Origin of the sequence: Metamycoplasma alkalescens (genome assembly GCF_900476125.1) — a bacterium.
Taxonomy (GTDB): domain Bacteria; phylum Bacillota_I; class Bacilli_A; order Mycoplasmatales; family Metamycoplasmataceae; genus Metamycoplasma; species Metamycoplasma alkalescens.
In genome coordinates this window covers 468867-481815 of record NZ_LS991949.1, presented here as the reverse complement: position 1 = coordinate 481815, position 12949 = coordinate 468867, and the positions used below count along the sequence as shown (strand labels likewise).

Here is a 12949-nt window from a genome sequence, read left to right as displayed (position 1 = left end):
CTGGAGAAAATTATGAATATAAATGAAATGCTAAAAAATGCGAAAAGAATTCAAGGTGAAATGGAAAAAGATGAACAAATTGTTGCTAAAAAAGAATTTGTCATTGAGAAACAAGGCATCAAAATAACAATGTTAGGATCAAGAAAAATTAAAGAAATTATCATTAATGAAGCCCTAATTGATCCTGAAGATCCAGAATTAATTCAAGATTTAGTGATGTTAGCAGTAAATGAAGCAATTGATGTTGTTGATGCAGCATATGATGAAATTAGTAATAAATATTCAAACTCTGGAATGCCATTCTAATGCAGCAAGAAGAGTTTAAAAAAATTATTGAAATGCTTAGGAAAATTCCTGGTATTTCAAATAAACAAGCAAAAAAAATTGTTACATTTTTTTTGGAGAATCCGCCAAGTTTTACTAAAAATTTGTTTGAAGAGTTAGTCAATTTGCAACAAAAAACTAAAAAATGTAAACAATGTTTAGCTTATACAGAGAATGAAATTTGTAATATTTGTTTAGATAAAAAAAGGGTTAAAAAGCTTTTTGTTGTTTCAGACTCGCAAGATATTGAGAAATTTGAATCACTTGAGATTGAAAAAGGCAAATATTTTGTTTTCAATGAAAATATAAATTTAAAAAAAATTTCAGATTTAGTTTTGAACAAAATTAGTTTATTTTTAAAATTAATCAAAGAGTTTGATGAAATTATTTTAGCTTTAAATACTGATTTAAATGGTCAAATTACAATGAAATACATTGAAAAACAAATTCGTTATACCTATCCCCAAAAAAATGTTTACCAATTATCAATTGGAATACCATTTGGAATGTCGATTGAAGCAATTGATTCAATATCATTAACACAGTCAATTTTAAATAAAAAAAAGTTATAGAAAATGAGGTTAATTTATGCTTGAGAAAGGTAAATTTATTGTCTTTGAAGGAATGGATGGTTCAGGAAAAACAACAATTATTCAAATGCTTAAAGATGAATTAATTAATCGGAATTTAATTAATAATTTTGTTTTTACAAGAGAACCTGGTTCAGCATTTTCCAAAGAAGCCGAGAAGATTCGACAATTAATTTTGGATAATGCAAATTCATTCAGTTCAATGGTTGACGCTTTATTGTTTGCAACAAGTCGGAGACTAAATTTGGAAAAGGGAATTTGACCTGCATTAAAAAATAATAAAAATGTTATTTCAGATCGTTATACGACATCTTCATATGTTTATCAAGGAATCTTAGGTGATGCGCAATTAGAAAATGTAGAAATAATTAATAAAATTGCTACAAATAATACGGAACCTGATTTTATTATCTTTTTTGATTTGGAACCTGCAATTTCAATTGAAAGAATTACAAAAATGCGGAATGAGATGGATCGGTTAGAAACAAATGATGTTGGCTATTATTTTTTACTAAGAGAATCATACAAAAAAATCATTGCAAAAAACCCACAAAAATATCGTGTTGTTAATGCGAATTGTTCAATCATTGAATTATTTAATAAAGTGATTGATATTTTACAAAAAGAAAAAGTTTTATAATGCTAAATGAAGTTTTTATTAAAATAATCAATAATTCTCTTAATGCCAAAAAATTAAGTCATGCTTATTTATTGTCATCAAAAAAAATAAAAAATTTTTATGAATATTTTTTATATTTTATTAATCAAATTAATCATGAAAATTATCAAAACTTTTCTGATATTAAATTTGGGGATTTATATTTTTATATTGATGGAAAAAACCAAAATATTCATAAGCAAACAATTTTAGACGCAATGAATGATACTTCTGAGACATCAATCTTGAATCAAAATAAAAAAAGGATTTTAATTATTAATAATATTGAAAATGCAACGATGCAATCTTTAAATAGTTTGCTTAAGTATCTTGAATCACCACCTAAGAACACAATTATTATTATGTCATGTAATTTTATTGCAAAAGTGCTTAAAACAATTAAGTCTCGGGCATTCATTATTGAAATTTCAACAAATGATAACGAATTAGAAAACTCGAATGAAGCATTTAAAAACTTTTTTGCAAATACAAATTCAGTCTATGATGAAGATTTAGTTTTGATTTTTAAGAAATTAAGTGAAACAATTTATCAATCATCAAAAAAACCAATTGATTTTTTAGAAGCAGTTATTGAATTTTTTGTTTATGAGAACAAAGAAATAATTCTTGATTTTTTAATTATGGCATTTATTGATGTTTATAAGATTAAAAAAGAAATTCGGAATTTAGATCTTTTGGATGCAAACAAAATTAAAAAAGAATCATTTGATTATATTCCAATTTATAAAATTATTAGTTTATTGAAAGAGACTAAAATTAATCTAGAAAGTTCAGCAAATTTTAATTTGCAAAAAAGCAATTTATTATTAAAGTTGGAGCAATTTTATGACATATAAATTATTTATTGTTGGTACTCCAATTGGCAATTTAGAAGATATTACACTTCGGGCAATAAGAATTTTAAAAGAGGCCGATATTATTCTTTGTGAAGATCCCAAAACAAGTAAAAAACTTTTAAATCATTATGATATTAGTAATAAGCATTTAATTGCTTATCATAAATTTAATGAAAAAAAATTAGTTAACAAGATTATTGAATACATTTTTTTTGATAAAAAAGTTGCCTTAATTTCAGACGCCGGAATGCCATGTATCTCAGATCCTGGTTTTAATTTAATCTCTGAAGCTAAAAAAAATAATATTTTTATTGATGTAATTGGTGGAGTTAGTGCTTTTGTACATGCTTTCATCAAGGCAAATTTTGGGTCAACTTTTAGTTTTTTAGGTTTTTTAAAGGATAAAAGTGGAGAAAGAATTAATCAACTAAAAAAATTAAATGAAGGTGTATATGTTGCATACGTTTCGCCACATAAATTAATTAATACCCTAAAAGATTTTGAAACTGTTTTTTTGGATACAATTGAAATTTATTTATGTAAAGAATTAACAAAATTGCATGAAAAAGATTATTTTGGCAAGCCAAGTGAAATTCTTTTGATGCTTGAAAATGATGCAATTAAGGGTGAATATGTTTTAGTTTTTTTAATTAAAAAACAAAAAAGAATTAAGATTAATAAATATGCAAAATAAAAAATAGGCTTTTATTTTTTGGCCTATTTTTAATTTTTTATTTTAAATTTATTGAAATAGTTTTTTCAAAATTAATTGTTTGTTTTAGCAATAAATGCATCTAAACGGCTAGCTTTTCTTGCACCATTATTTTGGTGTAAAACACCCTTTGAAACAGCCTTATCGATTTCATGGTGTGCTTTAGCTACTAATTCAGCTGTTTTTTCATCTTTAGCTTGGGCAGCTAATTTTGCTTTTTTAATCGCAGTTTTAACAGTTGATTTAATCGCAGAATTACGAGCATTTGCTTTTGCGTTAGATAATATTGCTTTTTGTTTTGATTTAATATTTGCCATTTTTTGCCTCTCTTGCTAAAAAAAATTAATTAGCATCCATAATTTTACATAAAAAAAATATTTTTTTAAGATTTCATTTATTTTTTAAATTTTATTTTAATTTATTAAAATATTTTAATATGAAGCATCCAAATCAAGTTCGAAAAACAAAAATAAATAATCAAGAATATGAAATTAAATTTTTTTATTCAAATGCTAAGCATGTTTATTTAACATATGAAGATGGTGCTTTTTTAGTAAGGGGTTCAATAATTAATTTATTAAATTCTAGGTTTGAAAATTTCTTGAATAAAGCAATGTTAAATATTTTGAAAAAACTTAGTTTAAAAAGCAAACCAAAATTAGAAATTGATACATTGAATAAAAAAATTTATTATTTTGGAAATTTGCTTAACTATCAAATAAAAAATAATTTAATTTATTTGATTGATGCGAAAAATAACATTATTAAAAAATTTAAAAAGTCAAATAATGACAAATTTGATGATGCTTTTTTAATTAAAAATTTTTTAAAAAAGGAATTGCTTTCTAAATTTGATTTTTTTGCAAAAGAAGCCGCGAATTCGATTTTGAAGAAAAATTTAGATTTTAAATACTCTTTACGAGATAAAAAAACATCATGAGCTTCAATTACTGTTGCATCACAAAAAATTAATATTTGTAGTGACTTAATTTATTTTTCGGATGAAATTATTAAATATGTTGCATATCATGAAATTTGCCATATAATACATCATAACCACTCAAAGGAATTTTGATCATTGTTAAAAAAATATATTCCCAATTATCAGGAACTTAAAAACAAATTAAAAAATCATATTTTTAAATAAAATAAGGAATTAAAATGGATTCACAAATAATATTGATTTTAACAATTGCTTATAGTTTTTTTCTAGTTGTTTTAATTATTGATATTCTTGTAATCGTTAAAAAAATTATTAATCAAAAAAAGAAATCAAAAAATCAAGATTTAAATTTGGTTGAAAATATTACTCCTAATTTGTCTCAACAAGTTGACAAAATAAATAAACTTATTCCAAATACATATCTTTTAAATAATATTACTTCTTTATCAACTAATGACTATAGTTTCGATTCTGGAAAAATCTTGGTTAATAACTATGGATTATTTGTTTTAAAAGAATTTAATGATCAAGCAATGATTCTTGAAGGAAATTTCAATGAACGTGAATGATTTTTGCACACTGATAATCAACAATATTCAATCAATAATTTGTTTTGAGCATTGAATAAAAATATTGAAAATTTGATTCCTTTATTGCCAAAGAATCTGCCAATCTTAGGAATATTGATTTGTAAATTTGTAAAAGAATTTAAACTTAGCAACTTTCAAGGACATTTATTATATACAAATATTAGTAATTTACCAGACCTAATGTATCAAATAAAATCTCAATTGCAACCAACCTTGAGCAATGAAAATGTCAATCAAATCATTGATTTATTGAACAATAACAATGCAAAAACCTCAAAAATATAGCGATTTTTTCAAAAAAAATGCTAATTTTTAATTATATTTATTTAAAATATAGTATAGGTAGTTTAAACAAATATAAATAAAGACTTAACAAAATTAGGAGAAAAAATGGGAAATAACTCATCAGAAAAAAGTACTTTAGAAAAGTACTATATTGCTGAAAAGTTTGATGAAAATAGAAATATATCATTCAATATTAAAAAAGCAAATGAAAAAATTTCTGGTAATTTTAAAGATTTCAGCGATGCACTTTTAGAATTCATTAGAATTAGCGAAAAAACAAATAATGAAACACGTGTTTGATTCCACCGTGATGGAGCTTATCGTGGTAGCGTCAATGTTAAAAAAGCATACATTATTCTTGATAGACTTAAAGGAAGCAATATCCGGAACGAAGAAGTTATTGAATACATTGATAGAGAGAACTTAGTTGATAAACCAGTTCCTAAGAAACTAATTCCAGTTTCAAATATTAATGATGAAGCTAAAAAAACAAGATTTTTTGTTGAAAATCCTGGCAACAAAAAAATTTCTGACGTTCGTTTTAAAGATATTAAATGAGATTCAAGATATCAAGTTTACATTGAAAAAGTTACACATGTTAACCAAACTATTGTGATTGCTTACCATTTAATTAATGGCGATCAAAGATCAGACACATTTGAATATAAAATAACCGGTTTTGTTGAACATTGCGAATGCAAGTCATGTGAATGCTGTCAAAAAGAAGCAATGGCGTTAAAAACCAAGAGAGAAAAAGAAATATTTTGAACATTTTTCATAATTTTATTATTATTAACACTAGCAAATGTTATTTTAATTGTTTTACGAATTACAAATCAAATTTAATTTTAGATAATAATTTTTAAATATAAAAAAATCTTGATTTTGTATTGAATTTTGTATAAAAAAAACATTTCAATATTCTAATCAAAGAAATCAAAGATTTAATCACAAACTTTAAAAAAAATATCAAGTCAAACAGTTGCTTGATATTTTTATTGTTTATTTTAAATCTTTTTTTAAAGAAAGGAGTTTATTTATAAATTCATCTTTTTTGTATTCATTAGTTACTTCAGAACCATATTCACGAATAGCTAAAAGCTTTTCTTCAACTTCTTTTTTGCCAATAATCACAATGAATTTGGTTTTTTGAATTTGTGATTCACGAATTTTTTTGTTGATTCTTTCATTGCGTAAATCAATATTAACATTGAAATCCAAGATTGATAATTCTTCATATAACTCTTGTGCATATTGAATTATTTCAAAGTCATTTGTGATTGGTAAAATTGTTATTTGTTTTGGACTTAACCAAAAAGGTAATATTCCTTTAGTTTGTTCAAGAAGTGTCGCAATAAAACGTTCATATGTTCCAATTAAACCACGATGAATTAAAACAGGTTTTTCAAATTCTTCTTTGTCATTGACAAATTTCATATCGAATCTTTGTGGTAACAAGAAATCTAATTGCAATGTTGACATCGTAATGATTTTATTTAGTGCAGTACGAACTTGAAAATCAACTTTTGGACCATAAAATGCTGCTTCACCAATAAATTCTTGATATTTAATTTTTAATTTATCAAGAACTTCTCTTAAATCATTTTCAGCCCGATTTCACATCGCATTATCTTGGAAAAATTTTTCAGTGTCATTTGGGTCTCTTAGTGATAATGAAACATGATCAATTTCAATATTGAAATCTTTTAATGCTTGCAAAATCATTTTGTATAAGTGCTTAAATTCTTCTTTAATTTGGTCTTGTCTAACAAAAACATGTCCTTCAGTTAAATCCATTGATCGAACTCTTTCCAGTCCTGATAAAGCACCTGATTTTTCATAGCGATATAAACGTGATTGTTCTGAATAACGAATTGGTAGATCACGATATGAGCGTCTTGTTGCATTAAATAAGATAATATGATGCGGGCATGTCATTGGCCTTGCAACAAGTGTTTCATTATCCATTTTAATCGGATTAAACATTGTATCTTGATAATGATCTCAATGACCACTTATTTCATATAATTTTTTTTCACCAAAATGTGGAGTTAATACCTCTTTAAAACCAAACTTTTTATCTAATTTCAAAATGTAGTTTTTAATGATGTTATGAATTTTCATTCCATCTTCTAATCAAATCGGAAAACCTTGACCTGATAGCTGATTAAACATAAATAATTCAAGATCCTTACCAATTTTTCGATGATCTCGTTCTTTTCTTTCTTGCAATATTGCTAAATATTGTTCTAATTGTTCTTTAGTTTCTCAACAAGTTCCATAAATTCTTGTTAACATTTTATTTTTTGAATCACCCCTTCAATATGCACCAGCAGTTGAAAGGAGTTTAAAATGTTTGATTTCTTTTGTGTTTTCAATATGTCCACCTGCACATAAATCAGTAAAAAGAATTTCATTTGTTTTTGGATGAATAAATTGAAAAAATGTAATTTCTTTTTTATCATTTAAAAATTCATTATAAAGTTCAGTTTTGTATGGTTGATTATTAAAATTAAAAAATTCTTTTGAAACTTGTTTTGTAACATAACCTTGTTCGGCAAGTTTTTTCATTAATTTTTCAATTTTGGATAAATCTGCTTCAAGAATTGGATTTTCAAATTCAAAATCATAATAAAAACCTTCTTCAATGGCTGGACCAATTGCTAATTTTGTATTTGGATAAAGTTTCAAAATAGCCGCTGCTAATAAATGCGATGTGGAGTGATTTAATTTATGATTTGCTTTCATTTTTTAATCCTAAACCTTTCATTAACTTTTCTAAATTTTTTGAAGCAATTTTTTTAGCTTGATTTGCCCCAATTTTTGCAAATTCATCAATTGAATTCAATGCAGTGTGATATTTTTTTTGAATTTCAATTAAAAAATTTTTAACAACTAAACCAACTTCTTGTTTTAATTCACCATAATTTTTATCATGAAATTTTTTTTCAGTTTCTTCTAAACTAATATCTACCAAAGAAGCATAGATTGATAATAAATTTTTAATTCCTGGTTTATCATCAGATAGATAAATTTTTCCTTCCGAATCAGTTACTGCTTTGATAATTTTTTTATAAGCTTCATCTGGATCATCTAATAAATAAATTGCAGCTTTTTTATTTGAATCAGATTTTGACATTTTTTTAGTTGGGTCAATTAATGACATAATCTTAGCACCAATTTGTGGAATATATGGTTGCGGAATTTTGAAATCTAAATTAAATTTATGATTTAATCTTTGTGCTAAATTTCTTGTTAATTCAACATGTTGTTTTTGGTCAACACCAACAGGAACTAAATCAGGATCATATAAAAGAATATCACCAGCCATCAATGTTGGATACATTAACAAACCTGTTGGAATTGTTTCCATTCCATTTGCAGTTTTTATTTTTGTTGATTTATCTTTAAATTGCGTCATTCTTGACAATTCACCAATTGTTGTATTTGTCAAAACTAGTCAATTCATTAAACCATGTTCAATAACATCTGATTGAAAAAACAATGTTGATTTTTTTGGATCAATTCCACATGCTAAAAATAATCCGTAAATTTCTTTTTTATTCTTTTTTAGCTCGTTTGGTTCAATTGGAAGCGTCAAAGCATGAAGATCAGCAATGAAAATATAACTTTCATATTCTTCTTGAAATTTAACAAGATTTTTGATTGCTCCAATGTAATTTGCAATTGTTAAATTTCCTGTTGCAGTTATTCCGCTTAAAACTCTTTTTTTTGTCATAAATTTCTCCATGTTTTTTTGTTAAAAAACAAAATTCTTTATTAATTTTATTACATTTGCATAAAAACTATTCAATCATCTAAATTAATTTTTGTATAAAATATTTCATTTCTTAATTTAGATTTTTAGATTTAAATTAAAATATAATTTAAAAGTAATAAAAGATGAATTTGAATCTGATTAAAGGAGCAAGAATCAATGAATACAAAAAACAAGTTTTTATATGTTTTTTTAATAATCATAACATTGGGCTTTATTTTGATATATTGAAAGAAAAAATACAAACAAACTGAAACTAAAAATTACTTATCAAAGAATACAAAACTAAATTTTGATTTTGATATTTTTTTAGCTAATTTAGGTGGCGCTAAAAATATTGCAAATGTTTCTTCAACACAAAAAGTTTTGAAAATAAATTTTCATAATAAAGAATTAGTAAATATTTTAAAACTAAAAGAATTGGATGGCATAAGTGGAATGACATTTCAAACTAAGAGTATTTCACTTGTTGTTGGCAATGTTGCAAAACATTTAGAAGAGCAAATTAATGGAGTGCTATAATGAATGCATCAAATCCAAAATATCAAACATTGATGGCAAATTTATTAAACATTGATACGCTTGATTCATCATTGTTTAGTTCAATTGATAATGAAAAATATTTTGATGTTTTAAAAAGTTTTGGCGAAGAAACTTTTGACAAGATTTATAAAAACTTTCATTTTGATTGCATTCTAACTGAGGTTTTAAATAAAGATATTGCTAAAAAAGTTCATGAGGCAAAAAATAAAACAGAAGTTATTGCAATTTTTAAAAGCTATAACAAGATCATTGATGAAAGTGTGTTTAAACTTCTTAGTTCAAATTTTGAAAAAGCAAAAAATATCATTGTTGCCAAGCAAGAAACTGAATTTCAAAAATCAATTGTCAAATGAAAAAAAATTCTTAATAAAGCGCAAAACATGAATATTGAAACAAATATTTGACCGTTGCATATTGGGTTTTTATATATTTCAATTAAAACTGAAAAAAAGACAATCTATGCTCCACTTTTTTTTAAAGAAATAGTCATTGAAGTTAAAAACTCTTTAGTTCATTTACATTCAAATTCAGATGTTAGATTAAATAGTAAATTAGTAACTTTTTTAAACCAAGAAGGATTTTCTTTAAACATTGATTCATTTGATTTAAACAATTTGTCAATTGAAGAAATTTATGAGTATTTAAAGAAATTCTGGGCACCAATGTTTAAAATGCCTGAAAGTTTAAAAAGTGGTGTTGAAAACTTAGATGCTGACCATATTAATAACACCTCAATTAAACTTCATCCTGGTCTTGTTTTAGGTTTTTATAATGTTTCATCAGGTTATTTATGAAACCAAATGAAAAAAATTATTGAGAGAAATGAATTTGATGAAATTTTAAATCCAAATTTTAATAAGAATTTATATCGTGAAAAAGTTAGAAAAGTAATTTTTGATGATAAATTTAAATTATTTAAAATTCAGGAAACAAATTTTTCACAAGATGTTGCCACTGTTTCATCATTATACCAAGACACAATTATTTGAGGTCCTCCAGGAACTGGGAAATCACAAACAATTACAAATTTAATTGTCAATGTCATTTCAAGAGGATACACTGCTTTAGTTGTAAGTCAAAAAAAAGCAGCTTTAGATGTTTTACGAAGTCGACTAAAAAAAATCTCAATTTTTTGCTTATTTACTTTAAATGATAAAAATTTAAGAAGTGAAACATTTTATGAACCTTTAAGAGAATTTCTTGATTTATTGGAATTTTATGATGGTTATGCCAAAGAAAATGGCATTCCAATTTTTAGTGATGAAGATGAAGAGTATGTTAAAAATGTTAATTCGATTAAGCAAATAAAAAATTTAGATAACATTATTAATTTCTATTCAACAGTTATGAATGGGAATTTTTCAAAAGAAATTTATGAGATTCTTAAATCACTTGATCCAAGTTTAAATTATGCAATTGCTGATGATTTTTTTGATAAAAAAAGTGTGATTAAAAAATTATATGAATTAAACTTTAATAAAAAACATACAATTTTTAGTCTTGTTCCAAAAATAATTAAAAATATGGCTGAACTTTTAGTTATTAATCAAACTCTGTCAACAATTGATATTAATCAAGCTCTAAGATATATTAATCATGTAACTTATGAAGAAATCACTCAATTTGAACAAGAATACAAAAAGATTTTGATAAACAAAACAATAGATTTAAATGATGATAAAAAATTAGTCAAAATGTTGCTTGAAAAAACTTTTGAACGAATGAAAAATTTTGATGATCTACAAAAAACGCAATACAATGCTTTTGCAATGGCAATTCGAACAGGACATTTAAAACCATATAAGTTTTTTCATAAACATAAAGAAATGATTAAACTATTATTTCCAGTCATTGTAACAACACCAGAATTAGATTTATCAATGTGGAATAAACAAGAATTTGATTATGTAATTTTGGATGAATCATCACAAATGTATATTGAAAAAGGGATTCCTTTATTGTATTTAGGAAAAAGAAAAGTTTTGGCTGGAGATAATCAACAAATGCAACCAACAAGATGATTTTCAGCAACCTATAATTTTGATGAAGAAGATGATTTTGGCAATATTGAATCATTGCTTGATTATGCCAAAGCAAGAGGAGTTTATTCAATATTATTAGATAAAAATTATCGTTCCAAAAAAGCAACCTTGATGACTTTTTCTTCAAAACATTTTTATCAATCAAAACTTGATGTTATTGATGATTATGAAGTCTCATTATCAAATGATAAAGCAATTGAAGTTTTTCAAGTTGATGGACAATGAGATAATAGTATGAATGAAGCTGAAGGAAAAAAAGTCATTGAATTAGCAAAAAATAATTTAAATAAGTATGAAAAAATTATTATTCTTGTTTTTAATATTAAACAGCAAGAGTATTTGGTGAATAAAATTTTTGGTAATGAACCACTGTTAGAAAAAGCCTTGATGACTGAAAAAATTGTTTTAAAAAATATTGAAAATATTCAAGGTGATGAAGCAGATTTAGTTATTATGTCAGTTGTTTATGATAAAAACACTGCCTTGTATAATACATATGTTGCAAGAAAAGGCGGAAAAAATGCTTTAAATGTCGCCATATCTCGGGCAAAAGAAAAAATCTTTGTGGTTAAATCAATTTATTCATATGATATTGAAATTAATGAACGTTCAACAGCCGACATGATCATGTTCAAAGAATGGCTTGAATTTCTTGATCTATCTTTAACTAAACAAAAAAATTATTTGGATAAAGTTGAAGATTTCTTGGCAACAAAAATTATTGCAATTCCAGAGGATTTAAAATTCAAAGTTGATGTTTTAACTGAATTAAAAAGTTTATTAACTGATCCTGATTTTGAATTTCAATCGAATTATTCAATTGGAACAAAAACAATTGATATCGTTTTAATTAATAAAATTAATAACAAATTAGTCCAAGGTTTTATTTTAGATAATTTTTCTTACGGGAACAATTATCGTGATTATTTAATTTTCAAAGATAATATTAATTTTTTAATCTCAAAAAAATATCCAATTATTACAATTTCAGAAATCAAATGACCAATTATGAAAAAGCAAATTTTTAATTATATAAAAACACTTATTGCGTCTGAGCAAAAAAATAATCAAATAGTTTTTGCAAATAAAGAAAATAATTCTTCAAACAAAGATGCCTTAAATGTTGTGAATGAGACCAATGAGATCAAAATCGATAATGAAAGTGAAATTGATAATTTTGATGGAGGTAAAGAAAATATGAATGAAATTGAAGATGATAAAAAACAAAAAGCCTTAAATGAGATTGATGATTTTTATGTTGAAGAAAAAATTGATGTTGCAAAAGAAATTAAAGAAATTGATGCATTTGAAAAACATCTTTCATCATTTGAAAACAATGAAAGTAATTTTGATGACATTGATACTTTAGATGATGAAGATAAATCTTATGATATTGAATATAATGAAACAGCTGATTTTGTTGAATTTGAAATTGATCAACGTTCATTAGAAAATAATAGATATCAAGAACCTGAGGATGAAGATCATGAAGAATATGACCATATTTCTTCATTAGAAAATTTAAATTCAAATAATAAAGAAAAAAAGCAATCTAATAATCAACTAGATTCCTCAAATTTTTTAGAAAAAAATATCAAAAATCAAAATAAACAAACTTAGTATCGGA

At 24.5% G+C, this 12949-nt stretch carries 13 protein-coding genes; 10 read left to right on the top strand and 3 right to left on the bottom strand.

Annotated elements, in window-relative coordinates:
* The first annotated feature begins 12 nt into the window (after window positions 1-12).
* From D2845_RS02125 to rsmI, 5 genes are read left to right on the top strand one after another with little or no spacing between them, the layout of a single operon-like run.
* Complete coding sequence (locus tag D2845_RS02125; RefSeq protein WP_002882033.1) at window positions 13-306, top strand: YbaB/EbfC family nucleoid-associated protein; 294 nt, start codon at window positions 13-15, stop codon at window positions 304-306.
* A complete protein-coding gene (locus D2845_RS02120) occupies window positions 306-896 on the top strand; it encodes a toprim domain-containing protein (RefSeq protein WP_110858282.1) in 591 nt (196 codons plus the stop codon). The genes D2845_RS02125 and D2845_RS02120 overlap by 1 nt, the downstream gene beginning before the upstream one ends.
* A gap of 16 nt (window positions 897-912) precedes the next feature.
* Window positions 913-1554, top strand: a complete 642-nt coding sequence (tmk, locus tag D2845_RS02115) for a dTMP kinase (RefSeq protein WP_002882035.1) — start codon at window positions 913-915, stop codon at window positions 1552-1554.
* Window positions 1554-2429, top strand: coding sequence for a DNA polymerase III (locus tag D2845_RS02110; protein WP_110858281.1), 876 nt, complete (start codon window positions 1554-1556; stop codon window positions 2427-2429). The genes tmk and D2845_RS02110 overlap by 1 nt, the downstream gene beginning before the upstream one ends.
* Window positions 2419-3123, top strand: coding sequence for a 16S rRNA (cytidine(1402)-2'-O)-methyltransferase (rsmI, locus tag D2845_RS02105; protein ID WP_002882037.1), 705 nt, complete (start codon window positions 2419-2421; stop codon window positions 3121-3123). Before D2845_RS02110 ends, rsmI begins: the two co-directional genes overlap by 11 nt.
* A 71-nt stretch (window positions 3124-3194) precedes the next feature.
* Here the strand turns inward: rsmI and rpsT are convergent, their stop codons facing one another.
* On the bottom strand, window positions 3195-3458 hold the full coding sequence (gene rpsT / locus D2845_RS02100; protein WP_002882038.1) for a 30S ribosomal protein S20: 264 nt from the start codon (window positions 3456-3458) through the stop codon (window positions 3195-3197).
* A gap of 119 nt (window positions 3459-3577) precedes the next feature.
* Here rpsT and D2845_RS02095 point away from each other — a divergent pair, with 119 nt between their 5' ends.
* The 3 genes from D2845_RS02095 (at window position 3578) to D2845_RS06500 (ending at window position 5805) form a co-directional block, all read left to right on the top strand.
* The gene (locus D2845_RS02095; protein ID WP_110858280.1) at window positions 3578-4288 is read left to right on the top strand and encodes a M48 metallopeptidase family protein; all 711 of its coding nucleotides are present in this window, start codon (window positions 3578-3580) and stop codon (window positions 4286-4288) included.
* 14 nt (window positions 4289-4302) lie between these two features.
* The gene (locus D2845_RS06505; protein ID WP_002882040.1) at window positions 4303-4959 is read left to right on the top strand and encodes a hypothetical protein; all 657 of its coding nucleotides are present in this window, start codon (window positions 4303-4305) and stop codon (window positions 4957-4959) included.
* 105 nt (window positions 4960-5064) lie between these two features.
* The gene (locus D2845_RS06500) at window positions 5065-5805 is read left to right on the top strand and encodes a hypothetical protein (protein ID WP_002882042.1); all 741 of its coding nucleotides are present in this window, start codon (window positions 5065-5067) and stop codon (window positions 5803-5805) included.
* A 156-nt stretch (window positions 5806-5961) separates the two neighbouring features.
* Here the strand turns inward: D2845_RS06500 and thrS are convergent, their stop codons facing one another.
* Both thrS and trpS read right to left on the bottom strand, forming a co-directional pair.
* Complete coding sequence (thrS, locus tag D2845_RS02080; protein WP_110858279.1) at window positions 5962-7707, bottom strand: threonine--tRNA ligase; 1746 nt, start codon at window positions 7705-7707, stop codon at window positions 5962-5964.
* Window positions 7691-8698 (bottom strand): tryptophan--tRNA ligase, encoded by a 1008-nt coding sequence (trpS, locus tag D2845_RS02075; protein WP_110858278.1) that lies wholly within the window; start codon window positions 8696-8698, stop codon window positions 7691-7693. Before trpS ends, thrS begins: the two co-directional genes overlap by 17 nt.
* A gap of 198 nt (window positions 8699-8896) precedes the next feature.
* Between trpS and D2845_RS06495 the strand changes: the two genes are divergently transcribed.
* Complete coding sequence (locus D2845_RS06495) at window positions 8897-9259, top strand: PTS sugar transporter subunit IIB (RefSeq protein ID WP_110858277.1); 363 nt, start codon at window positions 8897-8899, stop codon at window positions 9257-9259.
* Window positions 9259-12942 carry a DEAD/DEAH box helicase gene (locus tag D2845_RS02065; RefSeq protein WP_110858276.1) on the top strand — a complete coding sequence of 1228 codons (3684 nt, stop codon included), beginning with the start codon at window positions 9259-9261 and terminating at the stop codon, window positions 12940-12942. Before D2845_RS06495 ends, D2845_RS02065 begins: the two co-directional genes overlap by 1 nt.
* Window positions 12943-12949 lie beyond the last annotated feature (7 nt).